Below are 19,661 nucleotides of genomic sequence, written 5' to 3' on the forward strand. Positions count from 1 at the left end.
CGACATGGACAGGGACGTCGACGAAGTGAAGACGGTGCACCTCACCCACGAGGTGTACGGGTACCTCGTCGCGCAGGCCGAGCCTCCGAGCCGCGTCCAGGAGGAGCTCGTGGAGCGGACCCGCGCGCTCGGCCGCGAGGCGCAGATGCAGGTCCCGCACGAGCAGGGCGTCTTCCTCACCCTGCTGGGCAAGATGCTCGGCGCCCGTCGGATCGTCGAGGTCGGCACGTTCACCGGCTATTCGACGCTCGCCCTGGCCGCCGGCCTGGTGCCCGGCGGGCGGGTCCTGACCTGCGACGTCTCCGAGGAGTGGACGTCGATCGCCCAGGAGGCGTGGAAGGCGGCCGGGGTCGGCGACCGGATCGAGCTCGCGATCGCCCCGGCGCTGGAGACGCTCCGCGCGCTCCCGCAGGAGCCGGTGATCGACCTGGTCTTCCTGGACGCCGACAAGTCCGGCTACCGCGCCTACTGGGACGAGCTCGTGCCGCGCCTGCGCCCCGGCGGGCTGATCCTCGCCGACAACGTCCTGTACGGGGGAGAGGCGGTGCACGCGGACGCCCGGGGGAACGCCCTGGCCATCCGGGAGTTCAACGCGCACGTGCGGGCCGACGAGCGGGTCGAGTCGGTGATGCTCCCGATCGCGGACGGTCTCACGCTCGCGCGCAAGCGGTAGGGCCCTGGGGCGTCCTGGGGCATCCTGGGGCGACAATCGCGCCCCTAGGAGCCCCAGTTGACCGACCGCACCATCGAGCCGCCCGCGGACACGCACCGCCGCCACATCGAGTTCGAACGCCTGCACAACTTCCGTGACCTGGGCGGCTACCGCTCCGCCGACGGCCGTACCGTCGCCTGGGGCACGCTCTACCGCTCCGACTCCCTCGGCAAGCTGGCGGGCGCCGACTGGGAGCGCTTCCTCGAACTGGGCATACGGACCGTCATCGACCTGCGCTACCCCTGGGAGATCGAGGCCAAGGGGCGGATCCCGGAGGCCGACCGGTTCGCGTACGCCAACCTGAGCATCGAGCACCGCCCGTACGACCAGGCCGCGATCGACCCCGACGTCGACCCCTGGCGGTACCTGGCCGACCGGTTCGCCGAGGTGACCGAGGACGGTGTCGAGGAGATCCGCGGGGCCGTCGAGCTCATCGCCGCCGACCCCGGGCCGACGGTCTTCCACTGCACCTCCGGCAAGGACCGCACCGGCCTGATCGCCGCTTTCGTCCTGACGCTCCTCGAGGTGTCCGAGGAGGAGATCCTGGCCGATTTCGCGCTCACCGAGCTGGCCACCGCCCGCCTCACGGCCGACTGGCACGCCGCCCACCCCGGCCGCACCATGCGCTGGCCCGCGTACGGCCGCGCCCCGGCGACGATCCTCTCCCTCGTCCTCGCCGACCTGACCACGCGCTATGGCTCCGCGGCCGGCTATCTCGCCGACCGCGTCGGGATCACGCCCGCGACGACGGCCCGGCTCCGGGAGCGTCTGCTGCGCTGATCATGGCCGGAACCTGACACCGGAGTGACATCGGCCAACCAGGCCTACAGGCTTGTCAGTTGATGCGGGCATCCCAACAATGCGCATGACAACCGGAGGACCTCCGGTTGCCTCGCGCACCATGCTTCGTCATCAGAGGGGAACCCCCACATGAACAAGCCTCTCGCCGGCGCCCTGCTCTCACTGCTCCTGATAGGGGCGGCGGCGGCTCCGGCCGCCGCCTCCGAAACCCAGGGCAAGGCCGCGGCGGCCGTCACCGTGAACTACGCGGGGACGGTCGCGCTCAGCAACTGCTCCGGCTCCGTCGTCCGCGCCCCCGGCTCCCTGCCGACCGACCCCGCGCTCGTCCTCTCCAACGGGCACTGCATCGAGACCGGCTTCCCGGGGCCGGGCGAGGTCGTCAAGGACCAGCCGTCCAGCCGCTCGTTCTCGCTGCTCAACGCTTCGGGCTCGCGGGTGGCGACGCTGCGGGCCAGCAAGATCGCGTACGCGACGATGACCGACACGGACATCTCGGTCTACCAGCTGACCAAGACGTACGCGCAGATCCAGAGCCAGTACGGCATCGGCGCGCTCACCCTGAACGACGCCCGCCCGGTGCAGGGCACGGCGATCAAGGTCGTGTCCGGGTACTGGAAGCGGATCTACAGCTGCAACGTGGACGGGTTCGCGTACCGCCTCAAGGAGGGCGAGTGGACCTGGAAGGACTCCGTCCGCTACACCTCGTCCTGCAACACCATCGGCGGCACCTCGGGCTCCCCGGTGATCGACACGACGACGGGCAAGGTCGTCGCGGTCAACAACACGGGCAACGAGGACGGGCAGCGCTGCACGGAGAACAACCCGTGCGAGGTGGACGAGAACGGCAACGTCACCGTCCGCCGGGGCATCAACTACGCGCAGGAGACGTACCTCATCGTCCCGTGCATCGGCGCGGGCAACAAGATCGACCTGAACCGGGCGGGCTGCGCCCTGCCGAAGCCGTAACGCGGTCGGCCGCCCGCTCCGCGGGGCGGGCGGCCCCTCGCATCACGCCCCTCGCATCACGCCGGTCGACGGCGGGTCGATCGCCACGGTCGCCGTCGCGATGTGCCAGCGTTGACCCGATGCAATCCGCCCACGGTGTCCTCACGCCCTTCCTGCAGAGCGACATCCAGTACCTGGAGAAGGCGCTCCGCACCATCGCGGTCTACGCGCTGGTCCTCGTGCTGCTCCGGATCGTCGGCAAGCGCCAGCTGGCGCAGCTCAGCACCTTCGACCTGGTCGTGATGCTGCTGCTGGCCAACGTCGTGCAGAACGCCGTGATCGGCCCGGACGACTCGGTCCTCGGAGCGGCCTTCGGGGCCGCCGTACTGCTCGCGGTGAACACCGCGGTGGTCCGGGCGGCGGCCCGCTACGAACGGCTGGGCCGCCTGCTGGAGGGCACCCCCACCACCCTGGCCCGCGACGGCCGCTGGCTGACCCCGGTGATCCGCCACTACGGCCTGCGCCGCGCCGACCTCGACGCGGCGGTCCGCCACCAGGGCGGCGACGACGTCACGGAAACCACGGAGGTCACCCTCGAACCGGGCGGCACCCTGGTGGTCCAGCTGGCGGAACCGGAACAATCGGCGGACAAGGCGGACATCGCCGCCCTGAGGGCCGACATCGCCGCGCTGGAGCGCAAACTGGACGCCCTGTCGTCCGGCGCATCCTGAAATGCGGCGTGGCCGGAAGGCGTCGCTCATTTCTGCCAACTTGCCGATTCCACCATCGGATTGAGGTGTCGTCAGCTACGGTCTGCTGCGCAACCACCTCCGACGGGTGGTCGCTCCACATCATCGGGAGTCCATCCGCCCTCGCACGCCGCAGTAGGCGACGCGCCTGGTCGGCTCTGGTGACGGTCTGTGGAGGCGGCGCTTGCGTCGTCATGCAGTTGAGTTCCGCGCTCCTGCAGCGCTTCGACGACGCACCCGTCCTCCACCGTGTCCTCCCGTACGCGTACCCGTGTACGGGCACCGTGCCGTGACGGGTGTCGACCCTCCAAGGAGGTTGCCACCCATGGCTGCCCGTAAGAGCACCTTCCGGTTCCTCGAGCCCCGCCACGAGAACCTGATCTCCGACGTCGTCCCCCTGGACGGCGTGTTCCCCCTGCTGCCGCCGGTCTTCGAGCCCCTGCGCACCGAGCCCGCCCTCTCCGACGGGGAGGCGCCCACCGAACTCGGCAAGGCCGTCATGGAGTGGTACGCCAAGGCCCACGACTGCCGGCCCGATGAGACCCCCGTCGGGTTGGTCCGGGCCATCGAGGCGGTGTCGGCCGGCGGCCGGGAGAACGTCGAGGCCGTCCGCCGCGCGCAGTGGCGGCGCAACCACGCCGGGCTGCTGTCGGTGGCCCAGCTCGTGGTCTGCGTCCCCATGGTGCGCCCGGCCACCGTCCAGCCGCGCATGGCCGCCTCCGCCCAGCGGATCATGCGGGAGCAGTACGGGCAGTCGTTGATCCACGAGGTGGGTTCCGGCCTGCGCATCCGGGCCCGCTCCGCCCAGCACCTGATCAACATCAGCAAGGCGCAGCAGAACGTCCGTGTCCCGCACGCGTACGTCGGCGAGGCAGAGAAGGAATTCGCCGACTCGCTCGCCCTGGAAGGGATCCGCGAGGAGATCCGCGGATTCGCGTACGACATGCACGTGTCGCAGGACGAGCGCGGGTACCTCGTCGAGACGGACGACGGCTGGACGCGGGTCAGCGTCGCCCAGTCCTTCATGGGGCAACTGATGGGCACGCACGCGGACCTGTCCACGATGCACTGGGAGAACACCGACGACGGCTCCCTGACCGTCCGCCCGCACACCCCGGACAGCATCGAGGCGGCCCACCGCGCGCTGCGCTTCGAGGACGCGTCCTTCGCCGTGTGGCCCACGGGCCGGACCAGAACCGCGGTGCAGACCTGGCTCGACGGCGCCCCGCCCGAGGCCCAGGCCACGCTGCGCATGATGACGGCCCGGATGGACATCGGCATCGCCGTCGATCCGTACCGGAGGAACAGCGCTCACGACGTGGTCTACGCCGACATGGCCCGCTTCCACGTCAAGGGGCAGAACCCCACCCTGTGGGGGAAGTCGGACGACGAGGCCTTCAAGGCCCGCACGGTCGTCAACGACCTCGTCCGTCGCAACTACCTCGCCGAGGAGCAGCGGGACGTCTTCTTCGGCGACACGGAGGTGCCCTGGGAGGACGACCCGTCGGGCACGCCCTATCGCAACCGCATCGTGGCCACCACGCACGTCATGGTCTCGACGGTGGTCGACGACCCTGCCGTGCCCACCCGGTACGCCGTGGTGCGGGAGACGCTGAAGCGGCTGCGGGTGCCCAACTCGCCCCTGCAGGCGGCGACCACCACCGCCTCCCTGGCAGGTCTCGTCGCAGGCCTGGAAGGGGACGGCGAGATGGGCCAGTTCACCGCCGTGACCGCCCGCTCCTTCCGCAAGTCGGAGCTGCGCGACATCGCCCAGCACGACGGCAATTGGACGGAGCTGATTGACCGGGACGTCGAGGAGATCGCCGAAGGCGCCCGCCGGGAGCTGGCGGCGGCCGTGCAGGCCCAGCGGACCCGCATCGGCCGGCACCAGCGGGCCCTGGCCGTCCTCGCGCTCGTCGCCCACGCCGCGAACCCCGCCCTGCGCAACTACCGCCGCCCGGACGGTGGCACGCATCCCGACGGGACGCCCCGTACGATCCGGTACCCGTCCTCGATGACCCTGACCGGGCGTGGCGGCCGCGGCGGGGTGATGAAGGTCGAGGCGGACGTCGTGGTCATGAACGCGGCCCGCTCCGCCGAAGGGATCGACCAGCTCGAGGCGATCGTCCGCGCGGCCGTCGTCAAGGACCCCGTGGTCCCGGTCGACCCGGCCACCGGCGCGGAGATGCTGGAGGAGTGGCTGCGGCGGAACTGGGCCAAGGCTCCCGGCACCGACGGCAAGCCCGGCACGGGGACGGGATCCCCGGTGCCCGCCCCGGCGCCCGACCTCAGGGCCGACGGCAGCGACCACTCGGACGGCCAAGGCCTCCGCTCCGCCGTCGCCGTCCCGCTGTGGCCGGACGGCCCAGGCGGGGAGGACGACCGGGGGAGCGCCGACCCGCTCGCCGAGATCGGCGCATGGGAGAAGGCCGTCGTCGCCCTGGCCGACGAGATCGACCACGTGGCCGCCCGGGCGAGCGTGCTCGCCGGCATCCGGGTGGACGCCGTACGCGCCGGTGTCGACGAGGAGGACTACGACCCCGACGACGAGAACCTGCCCCTCATGATCGACGAGGTGGGCATCGACCCCGACGTGGAGGACGGCACCGACGAGTCCCTCGAAAGCCTGCGCCGGTTCCTGCGCCAGGGCGTGATGGCCTACCTCCGGCAGCAGGCCCGCCGGTGACCGCGGCGGAGGCGGAAGCCGCGACCGAGGCCGTCGCCGAGGCGGAGCACCCTCGCGCCGCCCGTACGCCGGCCGTGGCCGACGACGGCCGCCCGAGCACGAGGGCCGGAGCCGACGACCCCCGCGTCACCGGCACGGTGGCCGTGGACGAGGCCGGCCGGCCCGTGGTCCGGCGGCCCGCGCACGTCACCGACCGCTGGTGGCAGGACGTGGCCGCGCTCCTCGGCCCGACCCTGCACGGCGCGCCCGCCACGGCCGTGACCGCGGACTCGGTCGTCGTCCGCCGCGACCGGGCCCGGGCACTGCCCCGGCTGCTCGCCCGCCATCCCGCGGCGGCCGCCCGGTGGAGCTGGACCCCGGCCGCCGAACGGCTGCGCGCGGGCGGAGCCGCCGCCGCGGACGGACTGGCCGCGCTGGTCGCCGACGATGCGGCCGAACAGTCCGCATGGCCGGCCGACATCGACCTCCCGGCCCTGGGCTTCGTCCGGACGCTGCTCCCCTTCCAGCGCACGGCCGCGGCCCGGCTGCTCCGCGCCGGCGGCGGGGCGAACTTCTCCGTGCCGGGCTCCGGGAAGACCACCGTGGCGTACGCCGTGTTCACCGCACTGCGGGCCCGGGGGGCCGCGCACGCCCTGCTCGTCGTCGCACCGCCCTCCGCGTTCGAGGCATGGGTGGAGGAGGCCCGCGCCTGCTTCGCGCCGGACCGGTCGCCCGCCGTCGCCGTACGGCCCCGGGTCATGGCGCGCACCGACACCGTCGTCGTACTCAACTACGAGCGCCTCGGCGACCCGGCGGTGCGCGCCGCGCTCGCCGGCTGGTCCCGCGGGCGCAAGGTCCTCACCGTGTTCGACGAGGCCCACCGCGCCAAGGCCGGCGCCGCCTCCCGGCGCGGCGCGGAGGCGGCGGAACTGGCCCGCCGCGCCGACGCCGTGATGGTCCTGACCGGTACCCCGATGCCCAACCGGCCCCGCGACCTGGAGGCCGTGTTCGACCTGGTGTGGCCGGGGCAGGGACACCGGCTCGTCCACGGCGACCTCGCGCACCTGAGGGACCGGGCCTACGTACGGGCCACCAAGGACGATCTCGAACTCCCGCCCCTGCACCTGCGGGTGGAACGCATCGCCCTCGACGCCTCCCACCGCGCCCTGTACGACGCCATGACCAGCCGCGTACGGCAGTGGGCCCAGGACGCCGCCGAGGCCGGGGGATCCGCCTCGGGCGCGGTGGCGGCCCAGGCGGGGCGCGCCCTGCTGCACCTGATCGCGGCCGCGGCCAACCCGGCCGCGGTCTTCGCCCCGGGGCAGCCGTGGTCGCTGCCGCTGGACGGGCCCGGCCACACGGACCTGGCCACCCTGGTGGCCGAACCGACCCGGCACATCCGCCCGGCCAAAGTGGTCCGCGCCGCTCAACTCGTGGCCGAGCACGGCGCCCAGGGCCGCAAGACCGTCGTCTGGTCGGGCTTCCTCGGCAACATCGAGGCGCTGGTCACGGCGCTGGCCCGGCACCGCCCGGCCGTCGTCACGGGCGCCACCCCGCTCGACGATCGCAAGGCCGAGCTCGACCGCTTCCGTCACGACGACGACTGCCGGGCCCTGGTCGCGACCCCGCAGACCCTGGGCGAGGGCGTCTCCCTGCACCTGGCGTCCAGCGACCAGGTGCACCTGGACCGCGGGTACGCCGCCGGCACCTGGCTGCAGGCCCTCGACCGCACGCACCGCCTCGGCCTGCCCCCCGACGCCCACCCCACGTGCACGGTGCTGCTGGCCGCCGACACGGTCGACGAGCGGGTCAACGCGGTCCTCAACCACAAGGTCTCCGCCCTGGCGGCCGCCCTCCGCGACCCCGCCCTCCGCCCGATGGCGGACCCCTCCCTCACGGACGGCGACACGGACGCCCTGCTGGGCGACACCGACGCCCTCCGCGAGCTCCTGCGCCCGTACTGACGGGCACGAGCCGGGCCTGGCCAAGCGGGCGTTCGCCGTCCGATTCCCGGTCTCCTGGCGGCGAGCCCGCGGGGGCTCCGCTCGTCCTGGACTCAGCCGCTGAAACTCCACTTCTGGTGGGGACTGCCGCTGCACGGCCAGGTCTGGACCGGGGTCGCGTCGGCCGGGTTCTGGTCTCGTACGTCCACACATTGGTCGGCCGGGACGTTCACCAGGTCCCGGGTGGTCGCGTTGTAGTCGAAGCGCTGGGCGCCGGTGCCGTTGCAGTCCCACAGCTGGATCTTGGCGCCGGGTTCGGTGGAGGCGTGGTCGACGTCCAGGCACTTGCCGAGGGCCCGGACGGTGCCGTCGCCCGGCAGCGTCCACCGCTGCGCGCCGGTGCCGTTGCAGGTGTAGAGCTGGACCTGGGTGCCGTTGGCGGTCTGCGAGCCGGCCACGTCCAGGCACTTGCCGGCCAGTCCGGCGAAGGTTCCGGTACGCCCGGCGCCGCCATCGGAAGTGGTGACGCGAACGTAATCGACCACGAGCTGGTTGGGGAACTGCGTCGAACCGTCCGGGTTCCCCGGCCAGTCGCCGCCCACCGCGAGGTTGAGGATGAGGAAGAACGGCTTGTCGAACACCCACTGCCGGCCGCCGAGGTCGGCGGGGGTCCGGCGCTGATAGACCTGCCCGTCCACGGACCAGGTGATCGAGCCCGGCGCCCAGTCCACGGCGAAGGTGTGGAAATCGTCGGCGAAGGCACGACCGCCGGACAGCGTGTACGCGGCCCCGATGCCCCCGCCGCCCGAGTACACGGGCCCGTGGATGGTGCCGTGCACGGTCGACGGCTCGTACCCGACGTTCTCCATGACGTCGATCTCGCCGCTGTTCGGCCAGCCGACCTGGCCGATGTCATGGCCGAGCATCCAGAACGCGGGCCACATGCCCTGCCCGCGCGGCACCTTCGTCCGAGCCTCGACGTGCCCGTACGCCTGGGTGAAGCGGCCCGCGGTGTTCAGCCGGGCGGAGGTGTACTCGCACCGGCCGTACCAGCACTGGTGGTTGCCGGGATTCTCGCGGCGGGCGGTGATCACCAGGTTGCCCTGGCCGTCGAGCGCGGCGTTGGCGGCGCCCGGCGTGTACCACTGCCGCTCATGGTTGTTGACGTTGTCCCCGGTCTCGGTCTGCCATTTCCCGGGGTCCACGGCGGCCCCGCCCGGGCCGTCGAAGTTGTCCTCGAAGGTGACGGCGTTGACGGCTGGCGCCCGGGTGGCGGGCGTCACGGCCGAGGTGGCAGGACCCCAGCCGAGAACAAGTGCCAAGGAGCCGCTGACGAGCGCCGCCAGCGTCAATCCGCGTCTGCGTAAGGGTGTGGACATGGGGGGCCTCGATTCGAGTGTTGGTCCAGACCTGAGCGTGAGGGGAGTGAACCCCTCGTGACGCGTCCCGGTCAAGGGTGGGGGGCGCCGCTCCGTCTGCAGCAGTCGGCAACCGTGCGAGCGCGCGACCGCGCCACCGCGCGAACTTCCTCAGACGATCAGGCCTCCAGGGGTGTCCGCGAAGTCGTGCCGGGCGCCCGAAGTGCGCCGCCCGCGGCGTCGGGTGTCGTGCATCGCAAGACGGAGGGGCGCCCCCGTACTGGACGTACTCGGGCGCCGCGACAACGCGGCGAGGTGCGGCACCAGAGGCCGCGGGCCAGGCAGGACTTCGCGGACACCCCCTAGGCTTGGGCCCCGTCAGGCCGTCGACGGACGGCCGGTGAGGAACGGAGCGTGCGGTGCCGGTGCCATCGGGGCAAGCGAACGACGGCGACCTGGTCGGCAAGGTACTCGGAGGGCGCTACCGGGTGACCGGGCTGGTCGGCCGCGGTGGCATGGGAGTGGTCGCGCGGGCGGTCGACGAGGCGCTGGGCCGGGAGGTCGCCGTCAAGCTGCTGCGCGCCTACACCGATGCGACCCCCGCTGAACTGGCCGACCTGCGGGCCCGGATGCAGCGCGAGGCGCAGGCCGCCGCGCGCATCCGGCACGCCGGCGTGGTCACCGTGTACGACGTGACCGAGGAGCGGGGGCTGCCGGTCATCGTGATGGAGCTCGTCGACGGGCCCTCGCTCGACGACGTGGTGACCGAGCGCGGCACGCTGGACCCGTACGAGGCCGCCGCGATCGGCGCGAAGCTGATGGGCGCGCTCGACGCCGCGCACCGGGCCGGCATCCTGCACCGGGACGTGAAGCCGGGCAACGTGCTGCTGGAGCGGGGCGGCCGGGTCGTGCTCACCGACTTCGGCATCGCCACCATGCATGCTCCCGGCGACGAGGAGATGGCGAAGCTGACCCGCAGCGGCGAGCTCGTCGGCTCGCTCGACTACCTGCCGCCGGAGCGCGCGCAGGGCAGGGAGCCCGGCCCGGCCTCGGACATCTGGTCGCTCGCGATGACCCTGTACGCGGCGGTGGAGGGCGTTTCGCCGTTCCGCCGCACCTCCGTGTGGTCCACGCTGGCCGCGATCGTCGCCGAACCGCTGCCCGCGCCCCGACGGGCGGGACCGCTCGGGCCCGTGCTGCTGGCGCTGATGGCGAAGGAGCCGGAGAGCCGGCCCACCGCCGACCAGGCCCGCGCGATGCTGGAGGCGGTGGCGGCGGGCGGCGGGGCCGTGGGTGGCGGAGCGGCGGGTGGCGGCGTGGCGGGTGGCGGGGTGGCGGCCCCCGTCGCGCCGCCCGCCCCGCAGGCTCCCCGGGTGGCGGCCTCCGCCGTCGTCCCGCCGACCCCGACCCCGACGGCGACCCCGACCGCGCCGTCCGTACTCGCGCCGGCTCCGGGCTTCGGACCCCCGCCTCCGGTTGGCGCCGTATCGTTTCCGCAGCCCTATGCCCCTGCCCGTCAGCCCGGTTTCCCGCCGCAGCAACCCCCGCCGGGTCGGCTGCTCACGGCCACGCAGGCCGGCTCGGCCGCCGTGGACCGGGCCGGGCGCCGCAGCCGTGTCGCGATAGCCGTCGCGGTCGTCGCCGTACTCGGCGCCGGCGGTGTCACCTACGCCGTGACCTCGGGCCGCGACGACGATCCGGTGCGGGCCGTGGCTCCGGCGCCGGTGCCCGCCGGCGGCTCTCCGGCGGCCGGCGGCCGGCCGGGCGCGACCACTCCGGGCCCGTCGCCCTCCGGCTCCGGGAACCAGGCCAAGCCGTCCGCCACCGCCTCGAAGAAGCCGGGCAAGGCATCGCCCTCCCCGACGGCGGCCTCGCCCGCCCCGGCCCAGCCGAGCCCCGTACCGACGGACTGCGCAGGCTGGACCCACAAGGACCCGAAGCCGGGCGCCTACGGCTACATCTCCGGCGACCACCACCTGCTGGCCGCGCCGTACCAGCAGTGCCCCGCCGGTGCCATGGTCAAGGACGGCACGAAGCTCTGGTACCACTGCTACGTCGTCAACTCGTACGGCAACCAGTGGACGTACGTGCGCGTGGACGGCACGAACGCCACCGGGTGGCTGTACAACCGCGACCTCACCGGCCAGAAGGGCGCGTCCCCGGCCTGTTAGCCTCCCGCCGCCACCCGGTCCATGCCGTGGATCGTGCCGACCGGGGTCAGCAAGACGCACCGGGTGAATCCCGCTGGTGGGGCGGGGAACGTCCCCGTTAGCATCCGACGATGATCACGCCGTCGGACAAGCCCTTCCACGATGCGGTGCGTCGAGCCGACGTCGGCTGGTTGGCCGGCCACCTTGACGCGCAGCTCTGCCCGCCGGCGGTCTTCGGACGCCTCGTCCGGCACGACGATCCCCGCATTCGGCAGCTGGGTCTGGTCCTTCTGACCGAGCGCGTCACGACGGGCCGGACGGCTGACGCGCTCGAGACCGCCGAACTCGCGGGGCTGCTGCCGGTATCGGTGGAGGGACCGCCCGAGGCGGCGCTCGTCCTGGCGCGGCTCCATGAACGACTGGGGCCGTATCGCCAGGGGCTGCGCCGGCCGTCGTGGCGTACGGCTGAGCTGCCGGCACGGGTGCAGATCGCTTGGCTGCGCGCTGAGCTTCTCAACGAGCCGACGGTGATCCGCAAGGAGCCTCGGGGTGAACTGCTGTACCAGGCCGTGCGGGACATGACGGTCACCTGCGCGCACCGGCCTGAGCAACTCGTGAACGAGCTGGTGGAGAGCGGTGACCCGGTGTTGCAGGCCGCGGCGCTGCGGCTGGCCCGGCAGGGGCTGCACGCGGGTCTGCTGGCTCCCGCACTGGTCCGCAAGCATGTGATCAGCCTGCTCGGCGCCGACAGCGCAGACGTCGTCGCCGCCGTACTGGGTGAACTCGGCGAGCCATGGGCGGCGTTGGAACCGCTGCCGCCGGGGCGGCTGTCTCCCTTCCTCGCTGCCCGTTCGGTGATCACCAGGCCCGAGGTGGCCGATGCCGCACTCGCGGCTGCCGCCCATCACGGGCACGCCGGCCTGCTGCGGCAGGTCATTGACGATCCGGACCTGCCGCCCGGACTTCGTCGGCGCGGGATGGAACTGCTCGGTGACCTGGCGGACCGCGATGACATCGGCGCATTGACGGCCATCGCCGCCCGGGACCCCTTGCTGTTCGGCGGGCCGGCGGTGACGTGCCTGCGCGGGCTCCACCGGCGAGGGCACTTCGCGGACGGTCCACACGTCCCGTCCGTCATCGGCCTGGCGCTGGCCGATCACTCGATTCCGCCCCACGAGGTCGCGACGATCCTGTTCACCTGCCGGCAGGTGATGTTCCGTGTACTGGCGGATGCGGACGCCGACGATCCGAGCTGGCCGCGGCGGCTCACGCTGCTGGTCGCCCTGGCCGGACAGGGGGCGGGGGAACTGCCGATCGGGGACGCGATCACCCGGGTTCTCCCCTCGGCTCCCGTCCCCGGGCCGTTTCTCGACGCAATCCGTGCATTGCGCCACGCGGATGCCGAAGACGCCGTGATCGCTCTCCTGCCGTCCGCTCCGGCAGCGGCCCTGGATGCTCTGGAGGCCGTCGGCGGGCAGCGGACCACGGCGGCGTTGAGGGAAGGGCTCGGTCTCGCCACGGCGGAGAGCGCGTGCGTGATCGCGCCGCATCTGCGCGCGGTGCGCAGCCGCGCCCTAGAAGTGCTGTGGCACCTGACCCACGATCCGTCACAGCGACGCGCCCTCCTCGTCCGTCTCGATCCCGCCGATCTGCCGCCTCGCATCGCGGCGGATCTCGGCGGCCCGGACGAGCAGGAACTGGCCCTCCTGAGTTCCCACCTGGACCCGGACGAGCCCGTGGCGGCACTGTGCAGGCTGGCCACCCACGGCGGCGCCGGCACGCTGCCGGTCATCGCGGACCTGCTCCTGCGCATCGTGGCCGAGCTGGCGGCGTCCTGGGAACCGGGCGGAGCCGCCCCGCGACCCGAAGGCGGACAGCCGTCCGGGGAGCCCGTGGTACCCCAGGAGGTCCTCGACGCCGTACACGGCCTGGGCCGCCGCCTCCACGGACGGGGACGGATCAGGCCGTCCTGCCTGCTCGATGCGGCGACCGAACGAGAGGCCGGACACGCACTCGTCGCGACCACGGCTCTGGATCTGCTGGACCGGCCCGGACTGTCGAGCGGCGAGCAGGCGATCCTGCTCGAACTCCTGCTCCGGGCCCCCTACGCGCGCACCCGTGTGCGGGTGCAGCGCCTGCTGCGGCACCGCGACCGGCACGTGCGCAAGCACGTGATCGCGTTGCTCGCCCGCGACGCCACCGGGGACGATGCGCAGGCGTTGTCGGCGACCTTGATCGCGCTGACCGCCGCCCAGGACATCCAGACCGTACGGCAGGCGCTGCTCGCACTCGGTCACGCGCGGGCACGCTGGGCCTCCACCGCGATCGCCGCATGTCTCGACCACCCGAACATGAACATCAAGAAGACCGCCGCCGAGGTTCTGGTCCGCGCGGGCACGCCCACGGCGGTACCGGCACTGCTCTTCTGGCTCGGGCGTCACGACAATCCGGGCCTGCGCGGCTCGCTCGTCGAGGCGCTGCGCGCCGTCCTCGGCGACGCATACCTGGCGACCGTCCTCGCCGCCGCAGAACACAGCGAAGACGGCCGCGCCCGAGAACTGCTGCTGGAAGGCCTCGACCGCACGCTGCCGGCGCGCTCGGTCCTCGCGCTGGACGAACAGGCGTCACGGGTCGCACCGGCACTGCTCGCCCTGGTGGCGACCGGCCGGGTCGGCCTCGCGGCCGGGACGATCGAGGAGCTGTCGACGGCTCTGGCCGAGCACGGGATCACCCCGCCCGCCGCGCCGGGGCCGGCGGCGGACACCGGAGTGGACCCGGACGTCAGGTCGCTGACGGCGGAGGGCTGGAATCCGTCCGTCGCCCTACGCGTTGCCGAGAGGCATGAGCAGCCGCACCCCACCCAACTGCGGGAACTGCGGCCCATGCTGTCGGACTGGCTTCGCCTGGCCGACTCCGAACCCGCTGTCCGAGGTCGCGTACTGGCCCTCGTCCTCAGGCTCTGCCCTGCACCGTGGACGACCGAGGAACTGACGGCCTTCGCCCGGTTCACCGGCGTCCTGCTGGACGGGCTCGCCGAGGCCCCGGCCGGAGACCGGCACGACCTCGTCGCGGTACTCGAAGCGGTCGCGCCGACTCTGCCGGCGGTGGAGAAGCCGGCAGTCGCCGACGCGGTACGCGCGCTGCCCCCTGCGCCCGGGAGCCGGTCCCTGCTGACGCTGCTCCGCGGCCTCGGCGCGGTGCTGGTCCGCGCCGACCTCGAGCAGGCACTTGCTTCGGCCCGGCTGGGCGCCAACCCCTGGCAGGCCGAGACCGCTGTGCTGCGGGACGCGTTCGCCGCGCGGGCCGCGTCGGCCGCGCGGGCCGCGTCGGCCAAGGCCGAGGCGTGGCGGGCCGAGCTGGAGGCGGCAGTGCGCACGCCGAGCGCCCTGGAACGATTCCGCCGACTCCGCCGGTCGCACGAGGGCATCCCGGTCTCCCGGGAACGCCTGGACACACTGATCGATGTCTACGCCTCTGCCGGCCCCGAGGTCCGCGCCGTCCTCATCGACTGGATGACGGACATCCAGCCGCTCGACGCACCACCCTGGACCATCACCGAGACCACGCACGCGCCGGCGCCACGGCCGCGGACGGTGCAGATCGACGACCTCGACCAGCCCCGTTCGACGGCACTGCGCGAGCGCCTGCTGGCCATGCTGCGGGCATCCGCTCCGCAGGACCGGCACACCGCGGCCCTGGCGCTCTCGGAGTGGCCTGAGCCCGAGGCCAGGCTTCCCGCGCTCCGGGCGTTTCTCCGGGGCCGCGTCGACGTACCCGTCGGTGTCGAGCTGGCCCGCACGTTGAACGCCTTAGGCGAGACCGAACTCCGCGCGGACGACGTCCTGCACGACAGGGTCGCCCTGGCGGCAAGCCGGCTCGCCCCAGGGGAGCTGGAGCCCCTCGTTCCGCTCCTGCTGGACTGGTGGGAGCACGACCCGCCGCCCAGCAGCTCCGCAGCCGGGCGGGCGCTGCGCCGGGTCCCCGCCGACGTACTGGCGGAGCATCTCGGCGACCGGCTCGACGCCGGGGCCTGGGGGTTCCTCGACCTGCTCCGCGGCCGTCCCCTGCTGCGCACCCCCGCGCTGACGCAGACCTGCCGCCGGCTGCGTGCCGAAGGACGCGACGACCTCGCGGACGGCCTGCTCCTCGTCGAGGGTCCGCTGCGCCACCCCGACGCCGTACGGCAGGACGCCGCCGCACTGGCCGCCCTCCGCAACCGCGCCCCGGCCGCACCGCAGGGAGCATCACGACCCCCGTCCCGGAAGCAGCTGTTGGACCTGGCCCGCACCGGCGACCCGATGCAGATACGCCGAGCACTCACGCGACTGGCCGAGGAACACCGGGGCCCCGACCCGGACCAGGACCCCGCCCTCCGGGACCTGATCGGCGAGCTGCTGCATCACCCGAAGCCCAAGGTCCGCCTGCACGCCCACCGGACCTCGCGGACCATGCTGGACCGGCAGACCTACCTGCACCACACGTCGATCCTGCTGGAGGACCCCCAGCCAAACCTGGTACGCACGGCGATCCGGACTCTCTGCCACGCGAGTTGGGCACCCGCGATCCCCACCCTGACGGGGCTGCTGGAACACCCCCACCCCACCGTCCGCAAGGCCGCGGCCGAGGGACTCACCGCCATGGGAACGGCCTCGATCCCCGCCCTCAGACACGCCGCCGCCCATGTCCGCCCCGACAGGCGCCCCCTTTACACGGAGCTCCTCGAACAGATCACGACCGCCGAAACCGTTGTCTGACGCGATCGGAGGTCAAGAGCTGTCGGCTACAGCCGGTCGCGCTTCTCGAAGATGACGTAGAGGCTGACGCAGACCACGGCCATCAGACGGGTCGCGAAGGGGTGGCCGCCGAAAAGGGGATTGGCCCTCCGCGTCCGGTCGAGACCGAGGGAAGACGATCACCAGGGTGAGCAGGAGGCAAGCGTCCCGATGAATCCGTACGTGTACGTGCCCGCCGACGATCCGCTCTTCGGCGCGGTCCGGATCGAACTCGACCACGAGGCCGGGACGCTGGGCGTGAGCGGGGACGGTCTGCCGCCGGTCGAGATCCGGCGGGCCCCGGACACCTTGCCGGAGAGCCACGTGCCGATCGGGACGCGCGGCCCCGAGCACCTCACTCTGTTCGTCGACGGCGCAGAGGAGACCCTGCGGCCCTCCAAGGGATTCCTGACCCGCCGCTCGTACCGCGTCGAGGTCGTCTCCGGGGCGCGGGAGTGCCGCTATCTGCTGGTTCCGGACTCCCTCGGCACCAGTCGGCTGCTGCGGGACGAGCGGCTGCTCGGCGTCTTCGCATCGACCGGCGACGGGCGCGTATCGGCCGACTGGGCGGCGGCCGGCGAGTCCGAGCGTGCCCGGGAGCCTTATGACGTGTCCGTGGGGTACGGGCTCGCCGCGGCATTCGGCACAGGTGCCGAACCGATGTGGCAGCTGACCCTGAACGCCGTGCTCGAACTGTGGCCGTGAAAGATCCTCAGCCCTCCGTCGGGGGCAGCAGGTGGGAGCAGGTCGAGCGTGCTACGAACGCGATGCCGTCGTAGTCCTCGGCCGGGACGAGCGGGGCCGTATTCCAGCGGAAGAGGAAACGCTGGACGTTGGAGCCGAAGCTGCGCTGTGCGTGCGGGGCGTGCAGCCAGGGCGCGGCGCCGGCGGAGGAACCCGCGGCGCGAAGGTCCGCGTAGTAGTCACCGGGTACGGCGTCCGCGAGCCTGGCCTCCAGGGAGCGGAAGCCGGTGCCTATGCGGTGGCGCGCCGGCGGGCCGTGAAAATCATTGCCGCGGCGGGCCAGGAAGGAGCCCTTGCCGAAGAGGAGGGCCAGCGCGTAGTAGGCGTCGCCGTACCGTTCTCGGAGTCTGCTGCCGAGGGCCGGTACCTGTTCCCCGTACGTGCCCTTCGCGATGTGCCCGTTGTGCGCCCAGACCATGACGCGCGCCTCGGGGTCGTCGTCCACGACCCGTGCGACGGCATCGGCCATGTAGCGGTCACGCGCGGCGTACACGCTGTCCTCGCCGGCCGGGGCGTCGAGGGGGCGGGTCACCAGGTCGGCGGCGCGGACCAGGATCCGCGCATGTTCCAGGGCCTCGTCGGCGTCGTCGCCGGGGCCCGACTGCTCGACGTGGTCCGCGACGAGGCGGGCGATCTCCTCGGCGCGCCGCATGAGGCCCTTGTCCGGGTCCGGAAGCGAGGCCGGGCGGGCCCGGGCCAGTACGTCCAAGGCGCGGACGTGCCCGGCCTGATCGGGCGCCGTCCTTCGCAGAAAGGCGGCGACGGCATCGACGGAGTCGGCGCAGAGCTGGGGGTCCGTTCCCACGAAGCGGGTCCGGCGCTCTGGGGGCAGGTCGCGGTTGTGGGCGCGCAGCCACTCGACGAGTTCGACCATCTCGCGGGTGCGCCAGGTCCAGAAACCCAGCCGGGAGACGAGCCGTTCGGGCGCGCCTGTGCCGTACCGCACGTATGCGTCGAGCGCGCGGGCGGCGGACTGGCTGGCCTCCATGGCGAGTGTGGTGAACCCCTCCTCACGGACCAGGAACTCCACGATGCGGTGTTTCAGCCGGAAGAACTCGCCCGTGCCGTGGGTGGATTCGCCCAAACCGACGATCCGTGTTCCCCGCAGGGCCTCGCCCAGGGGTTTCAGGTCCTCCAAGGGCGCGCCGGGAGTCAGGGTGCTCAAGGGTTTGGCGTGCTCGTGCAGCCATCGGGCCATGTCGTCGGGCACCGCGATGCCTCTCCTCCCCGCCTGCGGCAGGGCGGCACGTGAGCGTGCCCCGCCGTTCGTACCCGTTCACGGGTCAGTTCGTCGCCTCCCGCCGGGCCGCGAGGATCTCCTGGAGGTCCCGTACGGCGTCCGGCCGGCCATGCTCGGAATACCCTCCCGCGACGTTGACGACAACTTCGCCCGCCCCCGCCCGACCGTATTCAGCCAGCTGTGCAGCGCTGTGCCGACCTGCCCTTCGGTGATGTTTGCTCTAGCGAGCTTGATCACCGACTCTCGGTCCCCGGCTACAGCCAGTCGCGCTTCTTGAAGATGACGTACAGGCTGACGCAGACCACCGCCATCAGGAGGATCGCGAAGGGGTAGCCGCCCGCCCACTTCAGTTCCGGCATGTACTCGAAGTTCATGCCGTAGATGGTGCCGACCAGGGTGGGGGCGAAGAGGATGGCTGCCCACGAGGAGATCTTCTTGATCTCCTCGTTCTGTTCGAAGCCGGCTTCGGCCAGGGCGCGCATCTCGGCGTTCTGTTGTTGGGAGACCAGGGTGGCGTTGACCGTCAGGATTTCCGTCAGGGCCTGGCGGAAGCCGTCCACGCGTTCGCTGGTGTGGGTGACGTGGTCGGCGACGTCGCGGAGGTAGCGCTGGAGTTCCTCGTCCGTGCCGTACTTCGCGAAGCCGGCCATCAGGGCGTGGAGCATGCCGACCAGGGGGCGGGTGGCGCGCTGGAACTCGACCATTTCGCGGGAGAGTTCGTAGATGCGGCGGGAGACCTCCGGGTCGCCGCGGAAGACCTCCGTCTCGATCTCGTCCATGTCGTTCTGGACGCCCGCGACGACGGGCGCGTAGCCGTCGACCACCGCGTCGAGGATCGCGTACAGGGCGGCCTCGGGGCCGAGGGAGAGGAGCTCCGGGGTCTCCTCCATGCGGCGGCGGACCGCGGAGAGGTCCGGGGCGGCGCCGTGGCGGACCGTGATCAGGAAGTCCGGGCCGACGAAGATGTGCAGCTCGCCGAACTCGACCTCCTCCGGGGCGTCGAGGTAGCGCGCCGCGCGCAGGACGACGAAGAGGGTGTCGCCGTAGCGCTCCAGCTTGGGGCGCTGGTGGGCCTCGAGGGCGTCCTCGACGGCGAGCTCGTGGAGGTTGAACTCGGCGGCCAGGGAGTGGAGCTCGGGCTCGGTGGGGCGGTGCAGGCCGATCCAGGCCATGCCGTCGGGCTGGTCGCGCAGCTGGCGGAACGTCTCCGCGAGGGTCGCGGGGGAGGCGATGCGCCGGCCGTCGCGGTAGACGGCGGAGTCGATCACGCTGCGGTGGTTCGGGGGAGGGTCCGGCGTCGGCGCGGGCTGCGGGCCGGCCGGCGGGGAGGCGGGGGGCGTGGCGGGCGGGGGCGTGGGGCGGCGCCATCCCGGGCGTTTCCCGGAGGGCGAGGGACGGCGGTCTGGGCGCTCCGACATCGCAGGTCAGCTCCCGGTCGAACGTGTGGTCGCACGTGTGGTCGCACGTGCATGTCAAACGTGGGGGTCGTACGTGTTGTCGAGCGTGTCGTACGTCTATTTTCGGGCGGTCGGAAGGATATCGGGCCCTCCGGTTGAGGACAGTATCTGTCCGCAACCGGGGG

At 72.7% G+C, this 19,661-nt stretch carries 12 protein-coding genes; 9 read left to right on the forward strand and 3 right to left on the reverse strand.

The window, feature by feature from the left end; all coding sequences use genetic code 11:
* The first annotated feature begins 4 nt into the window (after positions 1 to 4).
* The 6 genes from ACZ49B_RS27450 (at position 5) to ACZ49B_RS27475 (ending at position 7,836) form a co-directional block, all read left to right on the forward strand.
* Complete coding sequence (locus ACZ49B_RS27450; protein ID WP_468310978.1) at positions 5 to 673, forward strand: O-methyltransferase; 669 nt, start codon at positions 5 to 7, stop codon at positions 671 to 673.
* Between the two features lie 57 nt (positions 674 to 730).
* A complete protein-coding gene (locus ACZ49B_RS27455; protein WP_468310980.1) occupies positions 731 to 1,492 on the forward strand; it encodes a tyrosine-protein phosphatase in 762 nt (253 codons plus the stop codon).
* Between the two features lie 150 nt (positions 1,493 to 1,642).
* The gene (locus ACZ49B_RS27460) at positions 1,643 to 2,479 is read left to right on the forward strand and encodes a S1 family peptidase (RefSeq protein WP_468310981.1); all 837 of its coding nucleotides are present in this window, start codon (positions 1,643 to 1,645) and stop codon (positions 2,477 to 2,479) included.
* Positions 2,480 to 2,598: 119 nt separating this feature from the next.
* The gene (locus tag ACZ49B_RS27465; RefSeq protein ID WP_468310983.1) at positions 2,599 to 3,189 is read left to right on the forward strand and encodes a DUF421 domain-containing protein; all 591 of its coding nucleotides are present in this window, start codon (positions 2,599 to 2,601) and stop codon (positions 3,187 to 3,189) included.
* Between the two features lie 343 nt (positions 3,190 to 3,532).
* Complete coding sequence (locus ACZ49B_RS27470; protein ID WP_468310984.1) at positions 3,533 to 5,893, forward strand: hypothetical protein; 2,361 nt, start codon at positions 3,533 to 3,535, stop codon at positions 5,891 to 5,893.
* Positions 5,890 to 7,836: an SNF2-related protein gene (locus tag ACZ49B_RS27475; protein WP_468310986.1), complete on the forward strand. Its 1,947-nt coding sequence runs from the start codon at positions 5,890 to 5,892 to the stop codon at positions 7,834 to 7,836. The genes ACZ49B_RS27470 and ACZ49B_RS27475 overlap by 4 nt, the downstream gene beginning before the upstream one ends.
* A 92-nt stretch (positions 7,837 to 7,928) precedes the next feature.
* On the opposite strand, the gene ACZ49B_RS27480 is transcribed toward ACZ49B_RS27475, so the two are convergent.
* Complete coding sequence (locus tag ACZ49B_RS27480; protein WP_468310988.1) at positions 7,929 to 9,194, reverse strand: ricin-type beta-trefoil lectin domain protein; 1,266 nt, start codon at positions 9,192 to 9,194, stop codon at positions 7,929 to 7,931.
* 404 nt (positions 9,195 to 9,598) lie between these two features.
* Between ACZ49B_RS27480 and ACZ49B_RS27485 the strand changes: the two genes are divergently transcribed.
* The 3 genes from ACZ49B_RS27485 (at position 9,599) to ACZ49B_RS27495 (ending at position 16,800) form a co-directional block, all read left to right on the forward strand.
* Complete coding sequence (locus ACZ49B_RS27485; RefSeq protein ID WP_468310990.1) at positions 9,599 to 11,344, forward strand: serine/threonine-protein kinase; 1,746 nt, start codon at positions 9,599 to 9,601, stop codon at positions 11,342 to 11,344.
* A 110-nt stretch (positions 11,345 to 11,454) separates the two neighbouring features.
* Entirely contained in the window at positions 11,455 to 16,077 is a 4,623-nt protein-coding gene (locus tag ACZ49B_RS27490) for a HEAT repeat domain-containing protein (RefSeq protein WP_468310992.1), read from the forward strand.
* A gap of 189 nt (positions 16,078 to 16,266) precedes the next feature.
* Positions 16,267 to 16,800: a hypothetical protein gene (locus tag ACZ49B_RS27495; RefSeq protein WP_468310993.1), complete on the forward strand. Its 534-nt coding sequence runs from the start codon at positions 16,267 to 16,269 to the stop codon at positions 16,798 to 16,800.
* Positions 16,801 to 16,807: 7 nt separating this feature from the next.
* Here the strand turns inward: ACZ49B_RS27495 and ACZ49B_RS27500 are convergent, their stop codons facing one another.
* On the reverse strand, positions 16,808 to 18,049 hold the full coding sequence (locus ACZ49B_RS27500) for an erythromycin esterase family protein (RefSeq protein WP_468310995.1): 1,242 nt from the start codon (positions 18,047 to 18,049) through the stop codon (positions 16,808 to 16,810).
* A gap of 284 nt (positions 18,050 to 18,333) precedes the next feature.
* A complete protein-coding gene (locus tag ACZ49B_RS27505; protein ID WP_468310997.1) occupies positions 18,334 to 19,497 on the reverse strand; it encodes a magnesium and cobalt transport protein CorA in 1,164 nt (387 codons plus the stop codon).
* Between the last annotated feature and the right edge of the window lie 164 nt (positions 19,498 to 19,661).

The organism is Streptomyces sp. NPDC031132 (assembly GCF_055570595.1).

Excerpts from the sequence above, each read along its gene's own strand:
- ACZ49B_RS27450 (WP_468310978.1), top strand. The coding sequence starts at position 5 with ATGGACAGGGACGTCGACGAAGTGAAGACGGTGCACCTCACCCACGAG.
- ACZ49B_RS27460 (WP_468310981.1), top strand. The coding sequence starts at position 1,643 with ATGAACAAGCCTCTCGCCGGCGCCCTGCTCTCACTGCTCCTGATAGGG.
- ACZ49B_RS27465 (WP_468310983.1), top strand. The coding sequence starts at position 2,599 with ATGCAATCCGCCCACGGTGTCCTCACGCCCTTCCTGCAGAGCGACATC.
- ACZ49B_RS27470 (WP_468310984.1), top strand. The coding sequence starts at position 3,533 with ATGGCTGCCCGTAAGAGCACCTTCCGGTTCCTCGAGCCCCGCCACGAG.
- ACZ49B_RS27480 (WP_468310988.1), bottom strand. The coding sequence starts at position 9,194 with ATGTCCACACCCTTACGCAGACGCGGATTGACGCTGGCGGCGCTCGTC.
- ACZ49B_RS27490 (WP_468310992.1), top strand. The coding sequence starts at position 11,455 with ATGATCACGCCGTCGGACAAGCCCTTCCACGATGCGGTGCGTCGAGCC.
- ACZ49B_RS27495 (WP_468310993.1), top strand. The coding sequence starts at position 16,267 with ATGAATCCGTACGTGTACGTGCCCGCCGACGATCCGCTCTTCGGCGCG.
- ACZ49B_RS27505 (WP_468310997.1), bottom strand. The coding sequence starts at position 19,497 with ATGTCGGAGCGCCCAGACCGCCGTCCCTCGCCCTCCGGGAAACGCCCG.